The sequence below is a fragment of the Rufibacter ruber genome, from assembly GCF_014138425.1.
Taxonomy (GTDB): domain Bacteria; phylum Bacteroidota; class Bacteroidia; order Cytophagales; family Hymenobacteraceae; genus Nibribacter; species Nibribacter ruber_C.
Window position 1 is genome coordinate 283,146 of record NZ_JACJIQ010000003.1, and the last position, 25,368, is coordinate 308,513.

Here is a 25,368-nt window from a genome sequence, read left to right on the forward strand (position 1 = left end):
TAAAGGCCTTGCTCACCCGCAACGGTGTACAGCCACTCATTGGAACTAAAAAAGGGGAGATTGACCTCAAGCGGCTGGAAATGCGAATTAAATCGCATAAATTTGTGAGGGAGGCGCAAGTTTCTAGGGATTTAGAGGGGAATATCAACGTTTTTATACAGCAGAACCGGCCCATTGCTCGGGTTTTAAGTGCTACCAAAGACGTGTATCTGGACGAAGAGGGGAATCAACTCCCTTTGTCTCAGTTGTATACGGCCCATGTCATTCCGGTGACCATAGATGCGGCATTGACCTCCGGAACCAAAACGTTCTTCCAGGATTCAGTAGGGGTGCCCTATCTGCATCTTCTTAAGTTTATTGAGAAAGACCCTTTTTGGGGAGCGCAGTTGGCCCACATGCATATTGATGGCAAAGGAAAAGTTAGCTTCCTGACCCAGGTGGGAGACCAGCAGATTGAGATAGGCAAACCTGCCCGGTTTGAAGAGAAGCTCAGGAAGCTTTTTATCTTTTACAGGGAGGTGTTGCCAGTGACCGGTTGGGAGAAATACAGCCGGCTGAATGTAGAGTACAAGGATCAGATTATTTGTGAATAGATAAACAATATGCAGAACGACAAAATTGTGGTAGGCTTGGATATAGGGACAACCAAGATTTGCGCGTTGGTAGGGAGGAAGAACGAGTACGGCAAACTGGAAATCCTGGGCTTGGGCAAAGCCGTGTCTGAGGGCGTTGTGCGGGGCATGGTGAGCAATATTGACAAAACCGTTGAGGCCATCAAGAAAGCAATCAGGCAAGCTGAAGAGCAGAGCGGGATTGATATCAAGGTGGTGAACGTAGGTATTGCCGGTCAGCACATCAAAAGTTTGCAGCATAATGGCAGCATCACCCGTACCTCGCTGGACAGCGAGATTACCGTGGAGGATGTGAACCGTCTCACCAATGATATGTACCGGTTGGTGACGCCTCCGGGGAGCGAGATCATTCACGTAATGCCACAGGATTACAAAGTGGACTACGAAGATGGAATCATGGATCCGGTGGGCATGACAGGCGTGCGCCTGGAAGGCAACTTCCACATCATCACCGCGCAATCTAATGCCATCAACAATATAAACAAGTGCGTGAACCGTGCCGGTCTGGAGATAGACCAGCTCATACTGGAGCCGTTGGCTTCGTGCATGAGCGTATTGAGTGATGAGGAGCGTGAGGCGGGTGTGGCATTGATTGACATTGGCGGCGGTACCACTGACCTGGCCATCTTCAAAGACAATATCATTCGGCACACGGCGGTGTTGCCGTTTGGCGGCAATATCATTACCTCAGATATCAAGCAGGGCTGCATGGTGATGCAGAACCAGGCTGAGCAGCTGAAGGTCCGCTTCGGGAAAGCCATTGCTGACGAGGCCTCTGAGAATGAGATCGTTTCCATCCCGGGTCTTCGTGACCGTACCCCCAAAGAAATTTCCCTCAAAAACCTTGCATATATTATAGAAGCAAGAATGGAGGAAATTGTTGAACTTGTCTATTCAGAAATTGTTAGAAGCGGATACGCCAACCAACTGGCGGCGGGCATTGTGATCACGGGCGGCGGGGCGCAGCTCCAGAACCTGGTGCAACTGGTAGAATATTTGACTGGCCTTGATGCCCGTATCGGTTACCCGAACGAGCATTTGGGCAAGAGCAAGATTGATTCTGTGAAGAGCCCCATGTATGCGACCACGGTTGGGTTGGTTTTGGCGGGCTACCAGGCGCTTGATGAGCGGGCAAACCGCTACTCAGAGATTGCGAACACAGAGAGCAGACCGGTGAACGAGGCCAAGCCCGTGCAGCAGAAGTCTTCTTCTGGCAGCGACTTCTTCAAGAAAATCTTTGAGCGCACCAAAGGTATGCTTATTGATGACTTTGACGACAAGCAACAGAATTACTAACGCGTAAATCAGGAATTAACATATGAGTTTTTCATCGTACAAATTTGATGTGCCATCGCACACCAAATCGATTATCAAAGTAATCGGTGTTGGCGGAGGGGGAAGTAATGCCGTGAACCACATGTTCAACCAAGGCATTAAGGACGTGGAGTTTGTGGTCTGCAATACTGATGAACAGGCGTTGAAAAGCAGCAGCGTGCCCAATAAACTTCAGATAGGAACTACCTTGACCGAAGGGCTGGGGGCCGGTGCCAATCCTGAGCGCGGGAAACAAGCCGCCCTGGAAAGCAAAGAGGAGATCAGGGAGTTGCTGGGTGCCCATACCAAGATGGTGTTCATCACCGCCGGAATGGGGGGGGGGACCGGTACCGGTGCCGCCCCGGTGATTGCCAAAGTGGCCAAGGAGATGGACATTCTTACCGTGGGCATTGTGACGGCTCCTTTTGCCTTTGAAGGAAGAAAGAAACGTACCGCCGCTGACAACGGTATCAAAGAACTCAGCGAGAACTGTGATACTGTCCTTGTTATCCTGAATGATAAGTTACGTGAAATGTTTGGAAACCTGCCCATTAGGGCGGCGTTTGCCAAAGCAGACAACGTGTTGACCACCGCTGCCAAAAGTATTGCCGAGATCATTACGGTAACCTCTGAGGTGAACGTTGACTTTGAAGACGTGAAGACGGTGATGAAAGACTCTGGCGCCGCCGTGATGGGTTCTGCCATCACAGAAGGTGAGAACAGAGCCCTGCGTGCCGCCGAGGAATCTTTGTCTTCACCGCTCTTGAACAACACAGATATTCACGGTGCGCAGAAAATCCTTCTTTCCATCATGTCTGGTGACCAGGCTGAACTGGAGATGGACGAGTTAACTGAAATCACTGATTACATCCAGGATAAAGCCGGTGATGATTCTGAGGTGATTTTTGGCCATGGTATTGACACTACGTTAGGGGCCAGCATAAGAGTAACCGTAATAGCCACAGGCTTTGCCCGTGAGGTGATAAGCCTGCCCCAACCAGAAAAAAAAGCAGCCTCGGTTGAGCCAGGAGTTGGCGCAACTCAGCCACAGGCTGAAATTGAGATAGCTGCTGCCCCTGCAGTGGCTCCTGTTGCGCCGGTAGTACCCACGCATTCTGTAACCCCGCCGGCGTCAGCTACGCAACTGGTAGCCAATGAGCCGGTAAGAAAGCCTGCCGCCCCCGCTGAAACCAGCAAGATCATCTTTGATCTGGACTCCAGCAGTGAGATTTTTACCCCCACCTACGCCGAAGAGGAATTGGTGGCCGCTCCGCAGGCGCAAGATCCGCGGGAGTCTATGCAGAGCAAGATGCAGGACCGCCGTGCCCGTTTACGCAGCCTTAGCTCAGATCTGAACACAGATGCCGCTATTAAAGAGAAGCTGGAAGTACCTGCATATCTGCGTAGAAACGTGCAGCTGGAAAATGTGGCCCCGTCTGCTGAACAGCAGATTTCCCGCTTCAACCTGAACGATGACAATGAACTGCTTGGTGACAACCGCTTTCTGCACGACAACGTAGACTAGCCGTTTTTGCCCTGATTTTCAAAAAACAGCCCGGAAACAGACTTCTGTTTCCGGGCTGTTTTATTTTAGGATAGGTGTGAGCCCTTGTGAATCTACTAGTACAAGGCTGGGACGATGACTACCGGTACCCATTTTAATCTCTTCTTGCTCTGCCGAAAGGAATGTTACACTCCTGCCTACTTAACCTTATTTTGTCTAATTTCTAACTACTTCTGAAAGAGGGAAAGGCTACCTCTTCCAAACCAAAGTTCAGGTAAGAAAGAGAAACACATTAGCCAGCAGACAGGCTTTTCTAAAAGATGAGTTGCTCATAAAGCAATATCTACCAGCAGCGATTTTATAAATAGAATGGGAATCAGTTCTGTTTTTGACCTACTTTCAGGAAAACAGGCCAAAAACAGAACGAACTCTTACCTGTGCAGAACCTGAAATCTTTTTCAGTTTTTGATCAAGCGGCTTCAGGTGCGGCTTACCTGAGCAATTTGCAAGGAGGTGACCCCTATCCTCCCCAGGAAGGGGAAATTCTGCAAAAGTGGCAGGGGTAAGCTCCGCCTGAGAATAAGAGCGGGGTTTCAAAGAAGGGAGGATAACTTAGTTTTGCGAACCTTAGAAGGTGAGCAGCGCCTCTATCTGTTCCTCCAGTAACTGCTGGTACAACGGATACGTGAGGTTCCCCTCTGCCAGGTGTTTGTGAATAAACGGGAGGCGGGGTTTTTGGGCCAGCACGTGCAGACCGCAGTAGTGCAGCACGTCGGTGAGGTGGCTTAGGGCAATATTGCCGCCCTGGCTTCCGGTAGAGAGCCCAACAAGGGCTCCTTTCTTATTCCGCAAGGCGACAGGGTATTCAAGGCCGTCTATGAACGCTTTTAAGACACCGGGGAAGGAACAGTTGTATTCTGGTACTACAAACACAATCTTCTGCACAGCGGCCACCCTAGCCCTCAGATCCAGAAACGCCTGAGAATACATTTCTTTTTTATACAAAGCCGGTGAGGCAAAGTCAAGCGGCAAATCCTGAAGGTCTAATATCTCTGACGCCTCATTTCTTGCCTCTAGCAGTTGCTGGTACAGTTTGGTGATCTGGAGAGTAAGCGAATTGGGGCGGTTGGTGCCTGATATCAATAAGATCATCTGGTGCTGAGTTTACACTGATAACAAGGTGTGGTGGCTTAAAGTTACAGCTTTTACCGGAGAGCAGCCACACAAGCTACAGAGTATGCTGCTGGGCACCTCGCTCTATGCAGCTATTTGCTTCTGTTATGTAGTTACTTTTTGGAAATCAGACCCAAAATAGGAATGATACTCCACGTTAGAGGCTGTTACGATGGTGTTAAGTGTAGGTAGTGAGAAAGCCATAAATCTGCAAACGCCTTTGATGGTGCTCGTTGGGGATATTTTTCGTGTTAATAACCAAAGACAGAGAGCCTGTTTTTAGGAATTTAGTGGGAGGATCTTCTGGCGCAAGTATTCCCAGGTAACCGTTTCTGTTTCTGAGCTGATTTTAGAAAAGTAGCCCAAAAACAGAAATGGTCCTTTTTAAAAGCACAACAATACGTGCATTCGCCATTGAGGAACGCAAAACCCTAAGCAGTTGCAGATTCTGAAATTATGTAGTGGAGACAGTGAGCATAAAAAAAGGCGGCACTTACGGGTGCCGCCTGTATTCTATTATGAGGTACTTTTAAACGTTCTCAGAAGTGAATTTTGCGCTTATGAACTCGCGGTTCAGCATGGCAATGTTCTCCAATGAAATCCCAACCGGGCACTCAGCGGCGCAAGAGCCAATATTAGTACACGCGCCAAATCCTTCTTTATCCATCTGGGCAACCATATTCTCTACGCGGGTTTTCCGCTCCACCTGCCCTTGCGGAAGCATGGCCAGCTGAGATACTTTGGCAGAGGTGAACAACATGGCTGAACCGTTTTTACAGGCCGCTACGCATGCCCCACACTGAATACAGGTAGCCGCATCAAAGGCCTTGTCAGCAATGGTTTTAGGGATGGGAATCTCGTTAGCATCTGGTACGCCACCAGTGTTCACTGAGATGTAACCACCTGCCTGTTGAATTCTATCCAGGGCAGAACGGTCAACGGTTAAATCCTTCAGGATAGGGAAGGGCGCGGCCCGCCAAGGTTCAATGGTGATGGTGTCACCGTCAGAGAACTTGCGCATGTGCAACTGACACGTAGTAGTGCCGCGCTCTGGACCGTGCGCTCTACCGTTGATGTACAAGCTGCACATACCGCATATACCTTCGCGGCAGTCATGGTCAAACGCAATAGGGTCCTGCCCGCTGCGGAGCAGGTCTTCATTGAGCACGTCCAGCATCTCCAGGAAGGACATTTCCGGGGAGATATCTTTTACTTGATATGTTTCCAGCCTACCAGCCGCCTGGGTGTTCTTCTGTCTCCACACCTTGAGCGTTAGGTTCATTGGTTTGCTGTTTGGGTTATTACCAGCCATTTCTTTTTCAATTAAGAATTAAGAATGTTGAATTAGGAATTGAAGAAGGAGGTAACCTACGTATAAGGTAAAGCGTGCCCCACAATGCTTAATTCCTAATTCTTAATTATTCATTACTTGTAGCTGCGTTGAGTCAGTTTCACGTTCTCAAACTTCAGCTCCTCTTTATGGAGTACAGGTTGTTGGTTAGGGCCTGTGTACTCCCACGCCGCTACGTAGGCATAGTTTTCATCATCACGCAGGGCTTCGTTCTCAGGGGTCTGGTACTCTTCCCGGAAGTGACCTCCACAAGACTCATTGCGGTTTAAAGCATCATCTACCATGAGTTCGCCAAGTTCCAGGAAGTCTGCTACGCGCCCGGCTTTCTCCAGGGTGATATTCAATTCTTCATTGGTTCCCACCACTTTCACATCTCTCCAGAACTCGTCACGCAGCTTTCTGATTTCCTGTTTGGCATGTGTCAAACCTTCTGCGTTACGGGCCATGCCGCAGTACTCCCACATGATATGGCCCAGTGCCTTATGGAAATCATCTACGGTGCGGTTACCGTTAATGCTCAACAGGCGGTTAACATCTGCCTGAACAGCAGCCTCTGCTTCTTTAAAGGCGGGGTGGCTGGTCTCAATGCGGGAAGTAGGGTTCTGCGCCAGATAGTCACCAATGGTGTAAGGAATCACAAAGTAACCATCTGCCAAACCCTGCATCAGAGCGGAGGCACCCAGGCGGTTGGCTCCGTGGTCAGAGAAGTTGCACTCCCCGGTGGCATACAGACCCGGGATGGTGGTCATCAGGTTATAGTCTACCCAAAGGCCGCCCATGGTGTAGTGCACCGCCGGGTAAATGCGCATTGGCTGCTCATACGGATTCTCGCCGGTGATTTTCTCGTACATCTCAAAGAGGTTCCCGTACTTCTGGCTGATCTTGTCAAGGCCTTCACGTTTGATTGCATCAGCAAAGTCAAGATATACCGCCAGTTTGGTGGTTCCTACGCCACGGCCTTCATCACACGCTAGTTTGGCGTTACGGGAAGCCACATCACGCGGAACCAGGTTACCAAAAGAGGGGTATTTACGCTCTAAGAAATAATCACGCTCGTCTTCAGGGATCTGCCCAGGGGCACGGTTATCACCTACAGCCTTAGGTACCCAAACGCGCCCGTCATTCCGGAGGGATTCAGACATCAGGGTCAGCTTAGACTGGTAATCACCAGATACCGGAATACAGGTAGGGTGGATCTGGGTGAAGCACGGGTTGGCAAACAACGCCCCTTTTTTGTGGGCTCTCCAGATGGCCGTGGTATTAGAACCCATGGCATTGGTAGAGAGATAGAATACGTTGCCGTAGCCACCCGTAGCCAGAATTACCGCATGGGCGCTGTGAGACTCAATTTTACCGGTCACCAGGTGGCGGGTCACAATACCGCGGGCCTTGCCGTCTACCATTACCAGATCCAGCATCTCCGTACGCGGGTACATTTTCACCTTGCCATAGGCAATCTGGCGGTTCAAGGCAGAATAAGCCCCTAACAGCAATTGCTGGCCGGTTTGTCCCCGGGCGTAGAAGGTCCTGCTTACCTGCGCACCCCCAAAAGAACGGTTGGCAAGAAGTCCACCGTACTCCCGCGCGAAAGGAACCCCTTGCGCCACGCACTGGTCAATGATGTTCACACTCACCTGCGCTAGCCGGTACACGTTGGCTTCCCGGGCACGGTAGTCACCGCCCTTCACGGTGTCATAGAACAGACGGTACACACTGTCCCCGTCATTCTGGTAGTTTTTAGCTGCGTTGATACCCCCTTGGGCCGCAATGGAGTGCGCCCGTCTTGGGCTGTCCTGGAAGCAGAACGCTTTCACATTGTACCCCAGTTCAGCCAGAGTGGCAGCGGCAGAAGCCCCGGCCAGACCGGTTCCCACCACAATGATGTCATATTTACGTTTGTTGGCCGGGTTCACCAGCTTCACGTTGAATTTATGCTTTTCCCATTTTTCGGCCAATGGCCCTTCAGGAATCTTAGAATCTAAAATCATAGCGTTCGCTTATTACAAAACAACGTCTTTGATGAAAAAGTAAAGAGGCATGGCGGCAAAGCCGGCAGGCACTACAATTGAGAAGAGGGCGCCAAACTTCTGAATTGCGGGAGTGTACTTCTTGTGGTTCAGCCCCAGGGTCTGGAAGGCGCTCTGAAACCCGTGATACAGGTGATACCCCAAGGCAATCTGACCCAAAACATAGATCAACACATACCACCACAGGTGAAAAGACTGCACCACAACAGAATACAGGTCATCATACTCGGTCCCTTCAATGGGAATCATGTTGGGCTCGCCAAAACGGGCTCTCCAGAAGAAGTTGTAGAGGTGAACAATGAGGAACACCAGAATCACCGTACCAAGCAAGCCCATGTTGCGGCTTGACCAGTTGCTGTTGTCCTGAGGGCGGTTGTAGGCATACGCCACTTTGCGCACACTCTGGTTGCGGCGGGTCAACACCAAAGCCTCATAAATGTGGAACCCAAAGCCTAACACCAGCACAATCTCCATTGTCCTGATGATGGGGTTGGTAGCCATGAAATGGGAGTAGATGTTGAAAGCGTCACCTGATTCTTGGAACAACTGCAGGTTGCCCACCAGGTGCACTACCAAAAAAGAGCAGAGAAACAGACCAGTCACGGCCACCAACACCTTTCGGCCGATGGTACTGGTAAACGTTTTAGTAAACCAACTCATTTTGTTGTGTTAAGTTAGAAATTAGGTAAGGTGTAAAAGGATTGGTAAAATCTTGCCAAAGGTACATGCCCATGATTTGCCGCGCAATTGATTCATTTATTTTGAATTTGTCTAAATTGCTGAAACCACAATTCCAAAACACTTTCTCTTTCTGTTTTTGACGTGTTTTCAGGAAAATAGGCCGAAAACAATATTTGGGTATAAAGATTACAACAGAGCAACGGGGATTTCGTTATAGCCATAAACCTACCTTCTTGTAACCATTACCTGCCCGATTTGTTCTAGTGGAAAATGGTCAATTAGCGAATTCTTCTATCTTTGTTATTGCATGCAAAACTCTACTTTATGTCTATAAAAGTATGGAGAACAATATTCTGGGGCCGTTGGCTGACCGGACTGTTGTTTATTTTCTTGTTTATGGGGCAGGGGGCGCAGGCTACCCATCTCCGGGCCGGAAACATATACGCCAAAAGTGACACAACTGCCAACCGCAATCCCCTAAGGTTTTTCTTTACCCTGATCACCTATAGTGTAAACGGTGGGATTGAAGATGATAATGCCACACTTTATTTTGGGGACTGTACCAGCCAGACCGTACCCAGAGCCTCTGAGGTAGTACTCCAGAATGGTTTGGGGAACACATCTGTGAACACCTATTACTTTGAGCACACCTATGCCGGTGCACGTACATTTACGGTGACCTTTGTTGGCGAGAATAGAAACGGGGGCATTGTAAATATGCAGAATTCGGTACAGCAGACCTTCCTTTTGCAGACAACAGTTACAATTGACCCAGTACTGGGCATCAATAGATCACCTATCCTGTCTTACCCACCAGTAGATTTGGCTGCCCGGGGCCAGGTTTTTGTGCATAACCCCGGGGCCTATGACCCAGATGGCGACAGCCTTTCCTTTAAAATGTATGAGCCAAAGGTAGACGCTGGCCGTGATGCCTGTGGCAATCCACTGCCCAGAACAGTACCTGGGTACAGTGGGTTGGAGAATTATCTGGGACCGGCCAATGGTCCCCTGGCTGGTTTTTCATTAAATCCCAGAAATGGCCAGCTTACCTGGAATACCCCCAGCATAGTAGGTGAATTCAATATAGCCTTCATTGTGGAGGAGTGGCGGAACGGCCGTTTAATAGGGACTGTGGTGCGGGATATGCAGATTCAGGTGCTGGAGTCTAAAAATAGGCCTCCCAGGCTCATCATTCCCCGGGATACCTGCGTAGTGGCAGGAACCTTGCTCCGAGACACCATAAGGGTCACAGACCCAGACCGTAACCCGGTAGTGGTAACAGCCATTAGCCGAATACTGCCCCCCGCCACTTTCCGGAAGGTTTTAAATGACACCACCTTTGTCTTTGAATGGAATACCACCTGCCAAAATGTGCAAAGTTCACCCTACAGCGTATTGTTCAGGGCTGAAGACAGACCACCGGCTGGTTTGATACCGCTCGTAGATCTTCAGCCCTGGCAGATTACGGTGGTGGGGCCGCCACCAGTGTTGAAAAGTGCCTTGGCGCAAACCAGCAGTAGCATCAGGCTGGACTGGGAGCCCTATGTCTGTACCAACGCAGAAAAGTTTTTTATTTACCGCAAAGAAGGCCCCTCCACGTTTGTTCCCACCACCTGTGAAGTAGGCATTCCGGCCTCCGCCGGCTATACGCTGGTGGGGGAGGTGACTGCCGGTACCAACTTCTTCATTGATAATAACAAGGGGCAGGGGCTTGCCCGTAACAAGGAATACTGTTACCGCATCTACGCCCAGTTCCCTCACCCGGGGGGCGGGAAAAGCATCGCCTCAAATGAAGTTTGTGCCACATTGGAATCTATTGCCCTGACCAAAGTAAGTGTCACCAATACCAGTGCTACTGCCGGTAAAATGAGGGTGGAGTGGAGCAAGCCCCGCAATGAGAGTCTGACGACTCTGGTTGCCCCGTTCCAGTACCGCTTGTACCGGGCTCCTGGTCAGAGTAGGGCGGCCTCTACCACGTTCACAGAGGTGGCCAAGTTCTCCTCCTTAGATGAAACCTCCTTTGAAGACAATAATTTAAACACGCTTGACAATGCCTATACGTATAAGCTGGAGTTGTACCATTCAGGTACGGTAGGTTCCCCAACCATACTGGTAGATTCAACCTCTGCCTCCAGCGTACGGTTAAACGCCCTTGCTCAGCGCACAGAGTTGGTGCTGAACTGGACGTACAATGTGCCGTGGAGCAATGTGAGTACGTCTGCCAAACCCCTGTACCATGTCATCTTCCTGAAGCGGCCCAATGAAGAGTTTGTCCGGTATGACAGTGTATTGGTAACTGCCCAAAGTGGGGCTTTCAGAAAAGTGATTCCACTGGAGGTGGGGCAGGAATACTGTGCCTATGTCATGACCCGCGGCACCTATAACATTTCCCGTTTGCCAGAGCCGCTAGAGAACAACAGCCAGATAGCCTGTGTGGTTAACGTGTGTAAACCAGTGCTGACCATTGACCCATGTAATGAACCTTTGGCGCCTACAGATCCGCCGTTTTCTAATGTGCTCACCTGGGAGATTCCGCCCACCTGTGACGCCAGCAAAATAGCCTACTTCACCTTGTACTATAAGGCTACTGACGAGGCACCTTTTGAGGTCATAGCCCAGCAAATACCTGGCAATACCTTTACCTATACGCATCAGAATCTGCCTTCCTACGCCGGTTGCTATGCTATTACCGCCACAGACGTGAGTGGCAATACCAGCGTTTATGATCCTGCAGACCCCACTGACCCCTCTGTGATATGCAAAGAGAACTGTATTAACTTCATTCTGCCTAATATCTTCACTCCCAACAATGACGGGTATAATGATGTCTTCACGCCTAAACAGGGGGCTGCGTTTATCAGAACCGCCAAATTGGTGGTGTACAACCGCTGGGGCAACAAAGTATTTGAAGGCAATCAGGAGCCAGGTCTGAAATGGACTGGTGTTGACAATGGCGGTAAAGCCTTACCTGACGGAACATATTTCTATCAGGTAGAGGTGGAATTCTATGGCCGGAGCAGTACCCCTGACCGGCGAATAGTGAAAGGCTGGGTAGAAATTGTGCATTAACCCAGCCTGTACCTGATAAGAAGCCTGGCGCCCGTTCTCAGAATGGGCGCCATTTTTATACCTTTGCCTTTCTATGTCTGAGAAATTCCTGTTTTAAGGCTGTTTTCCAGAAAATAGGTCAAAAACGAAAACTAAACCACTAGTACATGAAAGCTTACGTTTTCCCGGGCCAGGGCTCACAGTTTGTGGGCATGGGGAAAGAACTTTATGAGCAGCACCAGACTGCCAGAGACATGTTTGAGCGCGCCAATAAGATTCTTGGTTTCCGAATCACAGATATTATGTTTAGCGGAACAGAGGAAGAGCTGAAACAGACCAAGGTTACCCAGCCCGCCATTTTCCTGCATTCAGTCATTCAAGCGGCGGTGGCACAGGAGTTTGAACCAGAAATGGTGGCCGGTCACTCACTGGGGGAGTTCTCTGCCCTGGTGGCCAATAAGGTTCTGGCCTTTGAAGATGCCTTGCGCCTTGTCTCTAAACGGGCCCTGGCCATGCAGAAGGCCTGTGAGGAAGAACCTTCTACCATGGCCGCTATCCTGGGGCTGGAAGATGAGAAAGTTGAGCAGATCTGTGCTGAGGTAGCTGATGTGGTAGTGGCTGCCAATTACAACTGCCCCGGCCAGCTGGTGATTTCCGGCTCCATCAAAGGCGTGGAAGAAGCCTGTGAGCGTATGAAAGCCGCCGGCGCCAAGCGGGCCCTGGTGTTGCCGGTGGGTGGCGCGTTCCACTCGCCACTCATGAAATCAGCTGAGGCTGAACTGGAGGAAGCTATCAGGCAGACGGAGTTTAAGCAGGGAATCTGCCCCGTGTACCAGAACGTGGATGCCAAACCGCACACAGACCCCAAAGAAATTCAGCAAAATCTCATCCGTCAGCTCACGGCTCCCGTACGTTGGACACAGTCTGTGCAGCAAATGATAGCCGATGGGGCCACACTCTTTGTAGAGTGCGGACCAGGCAAAGTGTTGCAGGGCCTGGTGAAGAAAATTGACAGAAACGCAGAGGTGAGCCAGGTTAGCTAAGGCTTCCCTTCCTTAAATAGTCAACATGATGGGGCACATAGAGCAGTTATTCCATAAGAAAATGCCAAAGCAGCTGGTCTTTTTCTTAGATATCTGCCTGTGTGCCCTTTCTTTTCTGGCGGCTTACCTCCTCCGGTTTAACTTTGATTTAAGCAAGTATACTGAGCTGTCGGTTTTCCAGATGCTCCCTATTGTATTAGGGATTCGTATGGGGGCTTTCTTTTTTTTCAGGACATACGCAGGCATTCTGCGCTACACCAGCCTTGATGACTTACGTAAGATCTTTTTCTCGCTATCGGCCAGTTCTGGCCTTTTGGTGGCGGCGCAGCTGGTATACAACAAAGGCTTCGGCTTCCAGAATTTTATTCCAATATCAGTTCTGCTGATAGACTATGTGCTGAGTATGGTGGCGCTGTCACTGCTGCGGGTGTGGGCCAAGCTGGTGCACTATGACTGGCAGCACACCAACTCCCTGAAGGTGAACGTGGCCATTTTTGGGGCCGGGGAAATAGGGAATATTACGCTGCATACCCTGCAGCACGATATGGGCACGTATTACCAGATTGTATCCTTTCTAGATGACGACCCTGATAAAGCAGGGTTGGCCACCCACGGGGTTCCCATACAGCCGCCTAGAACAGACTTACCCTCGCAACTGCGGGAGTTGAACCTGGACCTGCTGATTCTGGCCGTGCAACGCCTGACTACTGCGCGTAGGCGGGCGCTGGTAGAGGCGTGCCTTCAGGCGGGGGTGCAGGTGCTGGTGGTGCCGCCGGTGTATAAATGGATTAACGGGGAGCTGAGCTTTAAGCAAATCAGGGAGGTACGGATTGAAGACGTGGTGGGAAGGCCGGTAGCCGAAATTGACTCGCCGTTGCTGCACAAGGAACTGCAGAACAGGACCATCTTGGTCACAGGCGCAGCGGGCTCCATAGGGAGTGAGTTGGTGCGGCAGCTGATCCAGTTCAAGCCCAAACAGCTCATTCTGCTGGATCAGGCTGAATCAGCGTTGTATGACCTGGAACTGGAGCTGACGGAGCTCTACGTCAAGCTCAACTTTGAGGTGGTGCTGGGAGATATCTGTAACACTGCCCGCCTGGAGGCCGTTTTCAGAACATACCGTCCGGAGCTGGTTTTCCATTGCGCCGCTTACAAGCACGTGCCGGTGATGGAGGAAAACCCTACCGAGTCGCTTAACACCAATATTCTGGGTACTAAAATTCTGGCAGACCTGGCTATCAAGTACCAGGCCCAGAAATTTGTCCTGCTGTCAACAGATAAAGCCGTAAACCCCACCAGTGTGATGGGCGCCTCCAAACGTCTCTGCGAAATGTACGTGCAGGCCATGGACCATTATTTAAAGGACTCAGGAAAAAGGCAGACCCGTTTCATTACCACCCGCTTTGGCAACGTGCTGGGCAGTACCGGTTCTGTGATCCCCAGGTTTAGGAAGCAGATTCAGGAAGGAGGACCCATCACGGTGACCCATCCAGACATTTCCCGCTACTTTATGACCATTCAGGAGGCGTGCCAGCTGGTGCTGGAGGCCAGTGCCATGGGGCAGGGCGGTGAAATCTACATCTTTGACATGGGTGACTCCATTAAGATTGTAGACCTGGCCAAGAAGATGATCAAGCTCTCTGGGCTTGCCTTGGGGAAAGATATTCAGCTGGTCTATACCGGTCTCCGCCCCGGCGAAAAACTGGAGGAAGAACTGTTCCTGGAGCAGGAGTCAGTGCAGCCAACGGCCCACCCCAAGATTCGCCTGGCTAACATGCCCTCACCCCAGAGTACCCAGGTGCTGCAGGCCATTCAGGAGCTGATTGACCTGTTTGTTACCCAGAACAACGTGGCGGTTATCAAGAAGATGAAACAGCTGGTGCCGGAGTATGTGAGCCAGAACTCAGTGTACCAGAAGTTTGATGTGCCTAGGTAAAAAGCTAAATAGCTAATGTGCTAATGATTTTTTGCTGCGTCTGTTTTCGGCCTGTTTTGGCCAAAACAAGCCGAAAACAGAAATTCTGCCGCAAGTTTAGCGTTAGCGTAACTTGTGGCTTGGCATGCCGGAAGTTTACAAACTTCCTCTGATAGCAGAAAGGAGAAACGGCTGTAGCTTTTAAGGAAATTCTATTTTTCAGAAGCCATTACCGTTCGCCCACAAGATCCTTTCAGGATGACAAAGGGGGGAAGAAAGCTGTAACGAAAACAGCAAAATAATAGAATGCACTTCTCTCATATTACCCCATCAGCACATTACCCCATCAGCATATTAAAGCACAGCACACTTAATTTACTCCAATAACCTAACCTCTAGCGTATCTGGGCAGTCTTTCAGTAACTCAACTACCGTCTTTTTCAAAACCGGGTGCTCCCAAGTTGGGGCAATCTCTGCCAGCGGCGCTAAGACAAATCGTCTCAAGTGCAGCTGCGGATGCGGGATTTGCAGTTGCGGTAAGTTCAGGATTTCCTGGCCATAGAAGAGGATGTCAATGTCAATGACGCGGGCACCCCATTTGATTTTCCGCTCACGGCCCAGGTCTTGCTCTACTTTTTGGGTGGCGTACAGGACTTCCTCCGGAGACAAATCGGTTTCAAAAATTAGGGCTTGGTTCAGGAAGTCAGGTTGGTCTTCCAGGCCCCAGGCGGCCGTTTCATACAGTTTCGATTTTTGGCTTGTTTTGCCAAAAACACCTGATAAACGCACCTCGGCCTCCGAGAGCATGGCTTCGCGGTTGCCCAGGTTGCCGCCCAATAACAGGAAAAGTTGGATCATGGCAGGCGCTCAATGGCTTCTTGGAAGAACTGAATGGTTTTGTCAGCGGCGGCTTTGGCCAGGGCGGGAAGTTCTGCACTGTCATATGGGTGCCTGCCGCCGAAGGAGTGGTCACCCGCCGGAATGAGGTACAGCTCTGCAAACGGATTCTGTGCGTGCAGGTCGTGGGCCATCTGTACAGGAAGGGTTTCATCGGCCTCGCCGTGAATAAGGAGGAGCGGGATTTGCAGTTTCTCCACGGCTTTTGGTATGTCCAGCCGCTGGCGGTTGGCCTGGAAATTCTCCACCAGTTGGTAGTAAAGCGGCATTTGCTGGCCGGTACGGGCGTTGGTGATGTACTGCACGCCGTCGCGCTGCCATTGCTCCATCATCTCTGGGAACCAGCGGCGGTCAATGTCGCTGATCGCGGCCCAGGTGGCCACGCCGGTCACGCGGGCGTCTTCGGCGGCTTTGAGTAGCACTAACCCGCCGCCGCGGCTGTGGCCAATCAGGAAGGTGTATTCCGGGGCCATTTCCTGGGCCGGGATTTCGGCGGAGCCGGTTTGCAAAGCATCTAGCACGGTTTTCACGTCGTCCAGCTCAATGCAGAAGTTGTTGTTGCCAAAGGCCTCCAAATTGGTGAGGTCATCGCCGCCCGGCTCCACGCCGTTGTGCGAGAGGTTGAGTTTCACGAACACAAAGCCGTGGCGCGCAAAATAATCGGCCAGCAGGTTGAAGTGGCCCCAGTCCTTGAAGCCTTTGAAGCCGTGCACAAACACCGCCACCGGTTTGGGCTGACCGTCTTGGAGCCAGCGGGCGTCTACAGAAAAATATCGGCCGTGGGCCGATGAGAGGAGAAAATCAGCGCGAGTGAGCATAAGCAATCATTTGAAGCGAATGAGCAGAGGTACTTTTTTGCAGCTGCATCGGCGCGAGCCGTAGGGGTTACTTTTCTGTTTTTGGCCTGTTTTCCTGAAAACAGGCCAAAAACAGAAGCCAATTCCCGACCGTCTGCCAGGTGTAAACGGGCATATCAAGTAAGCCCTTGGAGATAAATGGCGATACAATCTTCTCTTATCTGTTATTCTGGAAGAATCTGGGTGGCGAACGGCAGTAGCCATAAAGTAGAGCTAATCTAGTTCGCCCACAAGATCCTTTCAGGATGACAAAATGTATAGTTTGAACTGTATTTATAAGCATCCCCGGCGGCAGCCCGGTTACTTTTTAAAAAGCCGACGAAGTAACGCGGGAATAACGGGAAAAGCAAACCCGGAGTTTGCTTTCAAGGCGGCAGGCTCGTAATATTGCGCCCGAGAGATGAGCAGCGCTTTAAACCAGATTCAGGCCCCGATTGCGGTGGAGATGCAGGAGTTCGAGAAGAAGTTCCGGCAGTCTATGCGGTCAAACGTGCTGTTGCTGGACAAAATCATGGGCTACATTGTGAAGCGCAAGGGCAAGCAGATGCGGCCCATGTTTGTGTTCTTCACCGCCAAACTCATTCAGGAGCAGGTGCCAGACGCCACCTACCGCGGCGCCGCCCTCATTGAACTCTTGCACACCGCTACGCTGGTGCATGATGACGTGGTTGATGACGCCAACTACCGCCGCGGTTTCTTCTCAGTAAATGCCCTCTGGAAAAACAAGATTGCCGTGCTGGTGGGCGATTACCTTCTCTCCAAAGGCCTGCTGCTGTCTTTGAACAACGACGATTTCGGGCTGCTCAAGATTGTAAGCAACGCCGTGCGCGAGATGAGCGAGGGCGAACTGCTGCAAATGGAGAAAGCCCGCCGCCTGGACATCACCGAAGAAGTCTATTTTGACATCATCCGGCAGAAAACCGCTTCACTCATTGCCTCCTGCTGCGCCGTGGGCGTCTCCTCAGTAGGCGCAGATGCTGACACCGTGGAGCGTGCGCGCCTGTTTGGCGAAAAGGTGGGCATTGCCTTCCAGATTAAAGATGATTTGTTTGACTACGGCACCGCCGAAATTGGCAAACCCGTGGGCATTGACATCAAAGAGAAAAAGATGACGCTCCCGCTCATCTACGCCCTACAGCAAGCCGATTGGCTCACCAAACGCCGTATTATCTACAATGTCAAGAACAACAACGGCAAAGCCGAACGCATCAATGCGGTCATTGACTTCGTGAAACAGTCTGGGGGGCTGGACTATTCTATTCAGGTGATGAATGCCTACCACCAGGAGGCGCTGCAAATCCTGCACACCTTCGCGCCGTCGCCCTCGCGTGACTCTCTGGAGCAACTCATACGCTATACCATAGAGCGGGAGAAGTAGCCGGTTTCTGTTTTCGGGCTGTTTTGGGGAAAAGAGGCGGGAAACGGGAAGCGAGTCACTTCTTAGAAAATCTTCTGCGCGTTAATGCTTAAGTTATTCCAGAACTATACGCTCAAGTTTGAGTACAATGTACCTCCAGTAAATTTCTTGGGAAGTTATGCCAGTCATTGAATTAGTCACAGAAATCAACGCAGATAGACTCCTTGTGTTTAATCTGGCCAGAAGCATTAATCTGCACATGGCCTCTACTGAACATACAAATGAGGTAGCCATAGCCGGGAGAACAAGCGGCTTAATTGAATTGAACGAATCTGTAACCTGGCGGGCGAAGCATTTGGGTATCTATCAAAACTTATCATCCAAGATTACTGCCTTTGATTTACCCAATTTCTTTGTTGATGAGATGGTACAAGGCGCTTTCAAACGGTTTAGGCATTTGCATTCTTTTGAAGAAACGCAGCGCGGAACACGTCTGAAAGACCATTTTGATTATGATTCTCCGTTAGGGATTCTGGGTAAAATAACCGATAAATTATTTTTAAAGAAATACAATGGCCTTGCTGGAAAGAAGGAATGCCGTGATTAAGGAAGTGGCTGAATCTGATAAGTGGAAAGCAATCTTAGGTGATATAATTCATGATTTCTATGGAAGAAGTCATTTAGGATCTTCCGTTTCCAGCCTATTTTAGCCAAAACAGCCCAAAAACAGAAACGGCGCAGCTACCAAAAGCTGCGCCGTTTCTGTTTACCAGATGTACAGATTCATTATTTCTCTGCCAACAACCCGTCAATGGTCTGGTTGAACTCCTGCACAAACTCCTCATAATATTTCCCGGTGCCGGGGCCGGAGAAGCCGGTGTGAATCTTTCTGACTTTGCCCTGCTTGTCAATGAAGAGGGTGGTAGGGAAGGAGAGCACATGGTTTAGCGCCGGAAGCGATTTTGCCACCAGTTCCTTATCTTTGGTCCCGGCCACCAGCAGCGGGTAGGTCACGTTGAGGCGGTCGCGCATCTTTTCAATGCGGGCTTTGGCTTTGTCAAACTCCGGGCTCACCTCGTAGCCTAAGCCAATCACCTCCACGCCGCGGTCTTTGTTCCTGGCATACCAGGGTGCCAGGAACTTTGTCTCGTCCATGCAATTGGGGCACCAAGACCCCAATATCTGGACCACCACTACTTTGCCTTTAAACTGTGGGTCTTCCAGAGAAACATTCTTGCCGGTTAAATCGGGAAAAGAGAAGCTGAGGCGATCATGGCCGGGTTTCAGGTACGTCAGAGAATCGGCGGCAGCCAGTTGAAAGGCGTCATTTCGTTGGGCAACCCAGGTTTCGTGGCCAGATTGGCCGGCGTAGAAATCACCTTTCAGGCTACCGTCTGGCTGACCCTGGGCCGTGAACAGAAACGCGTGGGCGCCGTCAAAGGCAGAGAGATTCAGATCTTGGCCGCTCACTTCGCCCTGTAGATAACGGTAGTCGCCGGTGGTGGTGAGGAAGGTTCCGTTTAAAACATTGCCTTTCTGGGTAAATTCGCCAATGGCGGGGTAAGATTTACCGGCCTCGTCAGAGAAATGCACTTCCCACTTGCCGGTCACGTCCAGCGCTGGTTTGGCCGGGTTTTGGGAAAAACGGCTGGTATTCCCGCGTTCGGCAGTGAACGGGAGGCTGTACGGTTGGGTCTGGTCTTTCCGCTCCCAGCGGCCTTTGAGCTGGTTACCGTCTACTTTGGCAATGAGGGCGGCATCAAAAATGTGCATCTGCAGGCGCACACTGTCCTGGGCGTAAGAAATTTCGTTAATCAAAATTTTCTCATCTCCGTTAATAAGATGAGCCACCGGCTGGCCATCTTGTTCAGACACAGTGAAGTTGAACGGCATCTGCTGCCCGCTTAACTCAATGATACCACGGTAGTCACCCGGGGTGAGGGTGCCGGAGCCAGAGTTGGAAGAACAAGCCGTGAGGCCAAGGCCGAAGGGTATTAGAAGGGTGGAGAATAGCTGTTTCGCACGTAGTGTTTTGTTCATGGGGCAAAGGTAAAACGCCAACGCGAAACTCTGGGTATCACACCTATAATTCCTACCGAAAAGGTGGTGTTTTAAACGTTTGTTTAAAAGTGTTTTGTTTGCGACTTTTGTGCGCGAACGATTAGCGCTGAACTTAAATACAAAGCAAATTTCTATGGCATTTGACTTAGACATGATCAAAGGAGTGTACGCCAGACTGGGAGACCGCATAGCTGCGGCCCGCCAGGCAGTAGGCCGTCCTTTGACTTTGACCGAAAAAATCCTCTATGCTCACCTGTACAACGGCTCTGCTACTGAGGCCTATGAGCGGGGCAAATCTTATGTTGATTTCGCGCCAGACCGCGTAGCCATGCAAGATGCCACCGCCCAGATGGCGTTGTTGCAGTTCATGCAGGCAGGTAAACCACAGGCCGCCGTACCATCATCGGTACACTGTGACCACTTGATCCAGGCGCGGGTAGGGGCAGATCAGGATTTGGCTGAGGCGTATGCTGAGAACAAAGAGGTGTATGATTTCCTGGCCTCTGTGTCTAATAAATACGGGATAGGGTTCTGGAAGCCGGGTGCGGGTATCATCCACACCGTGGTGTTTGAGAACTACGCCTTCCCGGGCGGAATGATGATTGGCACGGACTCGCACACGCCGAACGCGGGTGGTCTGGGCATGATCGCCATTGGTGTGGGCGGTGCCGATGCCGTAGACGTAATGGCCGGTATGGCCTGGGAACTGAAATTCCCGAAAGTGATTGGCGTGAAACTGACCGGCAAAATGAGCGGCTGGACAGCACCCAAAGACATTATCTTGAAAGTGGCCGGTATCCTGACCGTGAAAGGCGGTACCGGGGCCATTGTAGAATATTTCGGCGAGGGCGCCGAGTCAATCTCCTGCTCTGGTAAGTCAACCATCTGTAACATGGGGGCCGAAATTGGCGCGACCACTTCGGTTTTCGCGTATGACCAGTCCATGGCCGAGTACCTGAGACAGACTGAGCGCGGCGACATTGCCGAGCTGGCTGACCAGGTAGCTGAGCACCTGCGCGGCGATGATGAGGTTCTGGCCAACCCAGAGGCCTTCTATGACCAACTAATTGAAATCAACCTGAGTGAGCTGGAGCCACACGTGAACGGACCATTCACCCCAGACGCGGCCTGGCCCATCTCTCAGTTTGCCGCGGCCGTGCGGGAGCACAACTGGCCAGCCAAACTGGAAGTAGGATTGATTGGCTCGTGCACCAACTCGTCTTATGAAGACTTGACCCGTGCCGCTTCTCTAGCCCGCCAGGCCGTTGAGAAAGGCTTGGTGGTAAACGCAGAGTACACCATTACCCCAGGTTCTGAAGTGGTGCGGTACACCGCTGAGCGCGATGGTATTTTGGAGACTTTCTCTGAGATTGGCGGCGTGGTGTTGGCGAATGCGTGCGGTCCGTGCATTGGGCAGTGGGCGCGCCATACAGATGACCCAAAACGCAAGAACTCCATCATCACCTCATTCAACCGTAACTTCGCCAAGCGGAATGACGGTAACCCGAACACCCACGCGTTTGTGGCCTCCCCAGAGATTGTAACTGCGTTTGCCATTGCCGGTGACTTGACCTTCAACCCGTTAACAGACACGCTGACTAATAAAAACGGCGAGCAAGTGAAGCTGGATGAGCCAACTGGTATCCAGTTCCCAGTGAACGGTTTTGATGTGGAAGATGCGGGTTACGTAGCTCCGGCGGCAGACCCAAGCGCGGTGCAGGTAGTGGTAGACCCAGCGTCTGACCGTTTGCAACTGCTGGAAGGCTTCAAACCTTGGGAAGGTACTGACCTGACCGGGTTAAGACTGTTGATCAAGGCGCAAGGCAAGTGTACCACTGACCACATCTCCATGGCGGGTCCTTGGTTGAAATACCGCGGTCACCTGGACAATATCTCTAACAACATGTTGATTGGTGCCGTGAACGCGTTCAACGGCGAGACGAACAGTGTGAGAAACTTCCTTGTACAGGGAGAAGGCCATGACGAAGTGCCAAGAGTAGCCCGTACCTACAAAGCCGCCGGTATAGGTTCTATTGTAGTGGGTGATGAGAACTACGGTGAAGGTTCTTCGCGTGAGCACGCCGCTATGGAGCCCCGTCACTTGGGCGTTCGCGTGGTGCTGGTGAAATCTTTTGCCCGTATTCATGAGACCAACCTGAAGAAACAAGGTATGCTGGCCCTGACCTTCGCGAACAAAGAAGATTATGACCGCGTGCTGGAAGATGATATCATTGACGTAGTAGGGTTGACCAGCTTCACGCCGGGTGTTCCGTTGCAAGTGGTATTGCACCACGCTGATGGTACTACCTACACCTTTGAGGCCAACCACACTTACAACCAAGGCCAGATTGAATGGTTCAAAGCCGGCTCTGCCCTGAACTTGATCCGTCTGCAGCAGAACGCGTAAGTAGCGCACTTGTATAAAAACAGAAAAGGCGGCCAATTGGCCGCCTTTTCTGTTTTTAGGCTACTTTTCAGAAAACAGCCCTAAAACAGGAACCTGTTTATTTAGTGAGCACAATGCGGTTAGTGAAGAGTTTTGAAGGTGTGGTTATTTTTAAAAAGTAAACCCCTGCGCTTAGATGAGATAAATTGAGGGGCGTGTTTAAGGTGATTGGGGCTGGCAGCTGAAAAACGACTCTGCCTTGGGCATCAATGAGCTGTAAAGACTGAACTGAGTTTTGTAGGGGGGCGGGCAGTGAGATAAATAGTTCACCAGTGGTGGGGTTGGGAAACACAGAGACTGACGGCGTTGCGGTCTCTGTGGGCAAGCCTGTGATTCTTCTTTCCACCATTTGCCGGTACTTATCTGTTGCGGCCTGGGCATGGGCTAAGATTTCACTGCGGGAGTTGCCAAAAACCAGGGCAAAAGTGACGGTATCCCGGGCCTCAGGGGCCAAGGCCTTAATTGGGGCGGAAATAATAAAAGAGACATCCTTACCGGTGTCTGCATTTCCGGCTATCTCCCTTTGTACCCCGCCAGACAGAGCCTGGTATTTTTCTGCGGTGCTAAAGCCGTCAGAGATATTAATGGTGTTGGCCGGAGAGGTTGTGTTGTCTATTGCATAGAAGCCCGGAGCTTTCCTGGAAAGCAGCTGAACGCCAGCCCAAATACTGGCATCTGTCACATGCCGGGTAATACCCAGTTGTAACTCATTGTTCCACTCGGTGACATTCTTTCCGGAAGCCACCAGATCCCAGTCGGCGAAAATGCCGGCAAAAGCCTGTTCAATCCTTTGAGCGGTTCGGTTGGTAAGAATATACTCCAGCACCACAAAATCCTGGTGAGGGGCCTCTGCCCAGGCAAATACATTCTGCCGTATCTGCACACTCAAGGGCTTGCGCTCATTCAGGGAGTCTTCTAGTATACTATAGGCCTCAAAGTCTGCATGTACTGATGGAAACTTTCTCTGGAAGACTGAGGTGGCATAAAAGTCCTGGTCAGTGACGCCCTTTTCATTTCTGACATTATCAGACACCTGCGTTGGCGAATATCCTATCAACAGACCTGCCTCCGCTAAAAGAAGGGAGCTGTTTTTATATTTCACACCGTTTCCTACTAAAAAATTAACCCCGTCATAGGCCACGTTGCCACGGCTGGTAACAGTGGCCAGAACATGGTTAACATCTGTGGTGATATAGTCTGAATTCAGGTAAAGGGTGATATACTGGTAATCTGTATAGGTGCCGTCTGTAAAGCCAAATCTGATAGACACTTTTGTGTTGGGGGGCGTATTGGGTGCCACCCTCAGAAGGAAAGGGCTTGAGGTGTTACTGGCGGTTGCCAGGGTGGCCATGGCCCCTACGGTTTGAGTGCCTCTTTCAACTTGTAAATAAGGGCTGCTGGTGGTTAGATTGACAGACAGGGCAGAAAGAGGGGCTAAGAAATTCTGGAAAGTGGCAAAAAGCTGCAGTTGGTCACCTGGTTTGAGGGCCAGTTGATCTGCCAAATTCCATTTCTGGATTCTAACCGATTTTGCATTCACCTCTGTTAAAGCTCTTTTTACATTTAAGCGCCCTGTGCCCAGCTTTTCTTTAAAGGGCTCATTGGCAGCAATCGTATAGATGTCATCTGCGGTGACACGTAGTAGCTCCCCCACCTGCAATGCTGTCAGATTCTTAAAATGGCTTCTAACCAAAGCGGCGGCACCTGCTACAATTGGGCTGGCCATAGAGGTGCCAGAGTTATTCCCGTAAGAGCTGTCATCACTACTGTAGGCAGAAAAAACTTCTGAAGACTGCGCTGCAATATCAATGGCGTAGCTGTACGTATGGTTGGAGTGTTTAACATCATTTTTGGTGACACCACCTACAGAAACAACATTCTGGTAAGACGCCGGGTAAAAATCAAGCTCGGCGTTGGTGTTGCCGGCGGCGGCCACAAGCACCACATCTTTTTCTAAGGCGGCATAGTTGATGATGTCCTGCTCAAAGGCAGAGGGATACCCCGCCCCGCCCCAGGAGAGGTTGATGACTTTGCAGCCATGGTCAGCGGCATAGACAATTCCCTCATACCCTTTAAATGTTCCTATGCCTGCAACTGAGGGGTACGCTTTGATGGGTAAAAACTTACAATTGAACCCTACCCCGGCAATTCCTTTTCCATTATCTGCCTCAGCCACCGCCACTGCCGCTACAGAAGTACCATGGCCGCTGGCATCTGCCGTAGGGTCATTGTCATTGTCAGCAACGTCCCAACCTCTATAATTATCAATGTATCCGTCGCCGTCATTGTCAATTCCGTCAATGGGGTCCGCTTCGTTTACTTTTACTTTGTTAACCAAGTCTTCCTGGGTTAGCCGGGCACCAGTGTCTATAATGCCAATCACCACCTCCGGATCTCCCTTGGTGATGTCCCAGGCAGCATAGGCCATGATTTTCTTCAAATAGAGGCGTTGCCCCCCAGACACTGAGTCAGCGTGGGGGTCATTGGGTTGATAGAGTGGCTCATAGTGGTTTAGCCGTTCTACATATTCTACCTGGCCTGTGGCAAGCAGCTGCTTTCTAATCTCTTCAAAACTGTGGGTAGGGGAGTGGTGCAGCTCATAAATGAGCGAAAGGTCTATGCTTGTTTTTTTTGGCGCACTGCTTCTCGCATTAGCCTGATTGGCAGGAAACTTTTGGAAGGCTGGCTGCGCACTTACTTTTTTCAGTACCTTCTGCACAGAGTTAGATTCTGAGGCTCTGGCAAGCGCCGTAGAGGCCGTAGGTTTCAATTTGAAAACCAGCGTATAAGGCAGGGGCTTCTGCAGTGACTGCCCCTTGGCTGGCAGACTGAAGAACCCAAAAACAGCCCATAACAAGGCAGCAAAAAAAATGAATAGAGACTTCATCACCAGAAAGGTAAATTTTTTATCAGGTAGAGCGGAAATATTTAGTTTGATTATGTCGCTAACAGGTTAAATGATGGAAATAGGCGGTTTAAATTAAGCTAACGTTTAGTAGTTAGTTAATAACTTTCGTTTTAGATTTAAGTTTTGAAGAGTACGTGTAATCACCAATAAATTG

17 protein-coding genes are annotated in these 25,368 nt (G+C 50.7%); 9 read left to right on the top strand and 8 right to left on the bottom strand.

What is annotated here, in order from left to right; all coding sequences use genetic code 11:
• The first annotated feature begins 8 nt into the window (after nt 1-8).
• Genes FHS90_RS05395 through ftsZ form a run of 3 tightly spaced genes read left to right on the top strand, consistent with a single transcriptional unit; the run spans nt 9 to nt 3,471 of the window.
• The gene (locus tag FHS90_RS05395) at nt 9-593 is read left to right on the top strand and encodes a cell division protein FtsQ/DivIB (RefSeq protein ID WP_241498969.1); all 585 of its coding nucleotides are present in this window, start codon (nt 9-11) and stop codon (nt 591-593) included.
• A gap of 9 nt (nt 594-602) precedes the next feature.
• Entirely contained in the window at nt 603-1,928 is a 1,326-nt protein-coding gene (gene ftsA / locus FHS90_RS05400) for a cell division protein FtsA (protein WP_066833514.1), read from the top strand.
• 22 nt (nt 1,929-1,950) lie between these two features.
• Entirely contained in the window at nt 1,951-3,471 is a 1,521-nt protein-coding gene (ftsZ, locus tag FHS90_RS05405) for a cell division protein FtsZ (RefSeq protein ID WP_066833511.1), read from the top strand.
• 606 nt (nt 3,472-4,077) lie between these two features.
• Here the strand turns inward: ftsZ and FHS90_RS05410 are convergent.
• The 4 genes from FHS90_RS05410 to FHS90_RS05425 form a co-directional block, all read right to left on the bottom strand.
• Nucleotides 4,078-4,602: an NADPH-dependent FMN reductase gene (locus FHS90_RS05410; protein ID WP_182512269.1), complete on the bottom strand. Its 525-nt coding sequence runs from the start codon at nt 4,600-4,602 to the stop codon at nt 4,078-4,080.
• 550 nt (nt 4,603-5,152) lie between these two features.
• Nucleotides 5,153-5,905: a succinate dehydrogenase/fumarate reductase iron-sulfur subunit gene (locus FHS90_RS05415; RefSeq protein ID WP_066833499.1), complete on the bottom strand. Its 753-nt coding sequence runs from the start codon at nt 5,903-5,905 to the stop codon at nt 5,153-5,155.
• 143 nt (nt 5,906-6,048) lie between these two features.
• The gene (locus FHS90_RS05420; protein WP_066833496.1) at nt 6,049-7,962 is read right to left on the bottom strand and encodes a fumarate reductase/succinate dehydrogenase flavoprotein subunit; all 1,914 of its coding nucleotides are present in this window, start codon (nt 7,960-7,962) and stop codon (nt 6,049-6,051) included.
• 12 nt (nt 7,963-7,974) lie between these two features.
• The gene (locus FHS90_RS05425) at nt 7,975-8,661 is read right to left on the bottom strand and encodes a succinate dehydrogenase cytochrome b subunit (RefSeq protein WP_066833493.1); all 687 of its coding nucleotides are present in this window, start codon (nt 8,659-8,661) and stop codon (nt 7,975-7,977) included.
• Nucleotides 8,662-9,006: 345 nt separating this feature from the next.
• On the opposite strand from FHS90_RS05425, the gene FHS90_RS05430 reads away from it, so the two are divergent.
• The 3 genes from FHS90_RS05430 to FHS90_RS05440 all read left to right on the top strand — a co-directional run bounded on the left by FHS90_RS05430 (nt 9,007) and on the right by FHS90_RS05440 (nt 14,709).
• Nucleotides 9,007-11,751: a T9SS type B sorting domain-containing protein gene (locus tag FHS90_RS05430; RefSeq protein WP_182512272.1), complete on the top strand. Its 2,745-nt coding sequence runs from the start codon at nt 9,007-9,009 to the stop codon at nt 11,749-11,751.
• A gap of 146 nt (nt 11,752-11,897) precedes the next feature.
• Nucleotides 11,898-12,773 (top strand): ACP S-malonyltransferase, encoded by an 876-nt coding sequence (fabD, locus tag FHS90_RS05435; protein ID WP_182512274.1) that lies wholly within the window; start codon nt 11,898-11,900, stop codon nt 12,771-12,773.
• A gap of 25 nt (nt 12,774-12,798) precedes the next feature.
• Nucleotides 12,799-14,709 (top strand): polysaccharide biosynthesis protein, encoded by a 1,911-nt coding sequence (locus FHS90_RS05440; protein WP_182512275.1) that lies wholly within the window; start codon nt 12,799-12,801, stop codon nt 14,707-14,709.
• A 354-nt stretch (nt 14,710-15,063) separates the two neighbouring features.
• Here FHS90_RS05440 and folK read toward each other — a convergent pair whose 3' ends face one another.
• Both folK and FHS90_RS05450 read right to left on the bottom strand, forming a co-directional pair.
• Nucleotides 15,064-15,546 carry a 2-amino-4-hydroxy-6-hydroxymethyldihydropteridine diphosphokinase gene (folK, locus tag FHS90_RS05445; RefSeq protein ID WP_182512277.1) on the bottom strand — a complete coding sequence of 161 codons (483 nt, stop codon included), beginning with the start codon at nt 15,544-15,546 and terminating at the stop codon, nt 15,064-15,066.
• Nucleotides 15,543-16,403, bottom strand: coding sequence for an alpha/beta hydrolase family protein (locus tag FHS90_RS05450; RefSeq protein WP_066833485.1), 861 nt, complete (start codon nt 16,401-16,403; stop codon nt 15,543-15,545). Before FHS90_RS05450 ends, folK begins: the two co-directional genes overlap by 4 nt.
• A 439-nt stretch (nt 16,404-16,842) precedes the next feature.
• Here FHS90_RS05450 and FHS90_RS05455 point away from each other — a divergent pair, with 439 nt between their 5' ends.
• Complete coding sequence (locus FHS90_RS05455) at nt 16,843-17,820, top strand: polyprenyl synthetase family protein (protein ID WP_066833484.1); 978 nt, start codon at nt 16,843-16,845, stop codon at nt 17,818-17,820.
• 157 nt (nt 17,821-17,977) lie between these two features.
• Nucleotides 17,978-18,406, top strand: coding sequence for an SRPBCC family protein (locus FHS90_RS05460; RefSeq protein WP_241498968.1), 429 nt, complete (start codon nt 17,978-17,980; stop codon nt 18,404-18,406).
• A 179-nt stretch (nt 18,407-18,585) separates the two neighbouring features.
• Here the strand turns inward: FHS90_RS05460 and FHS90_RS05465 are convergent, their stop codons facing one another.
• Nucleotides 18,586-19,839 (bottom strand): peroxiredoxin family protein, encoded by a 1,254-nt coding sequence (locus tag FHS90_RS05465; protein WP_082893526.1) that lies wholly within the window; start codon nt 19,837-19,839, stop codon nt 18,586-18,588.
• 154 nt (nt 19,840-19,993) lie between these two features.
• Between FHS90_RS05465 and FHS90_RS05470 the strand changes: the two genes are divergently transcribed.
• On the top strand, nt 19,994-22,267 hold the full coding sequence (locus tag FHS90_RS05470; protein ID WP_066833481.1) for an aconitate hydratase: 2,274 nt from the start codon (nt 19,994-19,996) through the stop codon (nt 22,265-22,267).
• A 97-nt stretch (nt 22,268-22,364) separates the two neighbouring features.
• Here FHS90_RS05470 and FHS90_RS05475 read toward each other — a convergent pair whose 3' ends face one another.
• Complete coding sequence (locus tag FHS90_RS05475; protein WP_182512279.1) at nt 22,365-25,193, bottom strand: S8/S53 family peptidase; 2,829 nt, start codon at nt 25,191-25,193, stop codon at nt 22,365-22,367.
• Nucleotides 25,194-25,368 lie beyond the last annotated feature (175 nt).

Bases quoted from the DNA above. Each gene is read 5' to 3' on its own strand.
- FHS90_RS05475 (WP_182512279.1), bottom strand. From the start codon at position 25,193: ATGAAGTCTCTATTCATTTTTTTTGCTGCCTTGTTATGGGCTGTTTTT.
- FHS90_RS05465 (WP_082893526.1), bottom strand. From the start codon at position 19,839: ATGAACAAAACACTACGTGCGAAACAGCTATTCTCCACCCTTCTAATA.
- FHS90_RS05460 (WP_241498968.1), top strand. From the start codon at position 17,978: ATGCCAGTCATTGAATTAGTCACAGAAATCAACGCAGATAGACTCCTT.
- FHS90_RS05410 (WP_182512269.1), bottom strand. From the start codon at position 4,602: ATGATCTTATTGATATCAGGCACCAACCGCCCCAATTCGCTTACTCTC.
- ftsA (WP_066833514.1), top strand. From the start codon at position 603: ATGCAGAACGACAAAATTGTGGTAGGCTTGGATATAGGGACAACCAAG.
- FHS90_RS05450 (WP_066833485.1), bottom strand. From the start codon at position 16,403: ATGCTCACTCGCGCTGATTTTCTCCTCTCATCGGCCCACGGCCGATAT.
- FHS90_RS05470 (WP_066833481.1), top strand. From the start codon at position 19,994: ATGGCATTTGACTTAGACATGATCAAAGGAGTGTACGCCAGACTGGGA.
- folK (WP_182512277.1), bottom strand. From the start codon at position 15,546: ATGATCCAACTTTTCCTGTTATTGGGCGGCAACCTGGGCAACCGCGAA.
- FHS90_RS05430 (WP_182512272.1), top strand. From the start codon at position 9,007: ATGTCTATAAAAGTATGGAGAACAATATTCTGGGGCCGTTGGCTGACC.
- FHS90_RS05440 (WP_182512275.1), top strand. From the start codon at position 12,799: ATGATGGGGCACATAGAGCAGTTATTCCATAAGAAAATGCCAAAGCAG.
- FHS90_RS05415 (WP_066833499.1), bottom strand. From the start codon at position 5,905: ATGAACCTAACGCTCAAGGTGTGGAGACAGAAGAACACCCAGGCGGCT.
- FHS90_RS05455 (WP_066833484.1), top strand. From the start codon at position 16,843: ATGAGCAGCGCTTTAAACCAGATTCAGGCCCCGATTGCGGTGGAGATG.
- fabD (WP_182512274.1), top strand. From the start codon at position 11,898: ATGAAAGCTTACGTTTTCCCGGGCCAGGGCTCACAGTTTGTGGGCATG.
- ftsZ (WP_066833511.1), top strand. From the start codon at position 1,951: ATGAGTTTTTCATCGTACAAATTTGATGTGCCATCGCACACCAAATCG.
- FHS90_RS05425 (WP_066833493.1), bottom strand. From the start codon at position 8,661: ATGAGTTGGTTTACTAAAACGTTTACCAGTACCATCGGCCGAAAGGTG.
- FHS90_RS05420 (WP_066833496.1), bottom strand. From the start codon at position 7,962: ATGATTTTAGATTCTAAGATTCCTGAAGGGCCATTGGCCGAAAAATGG.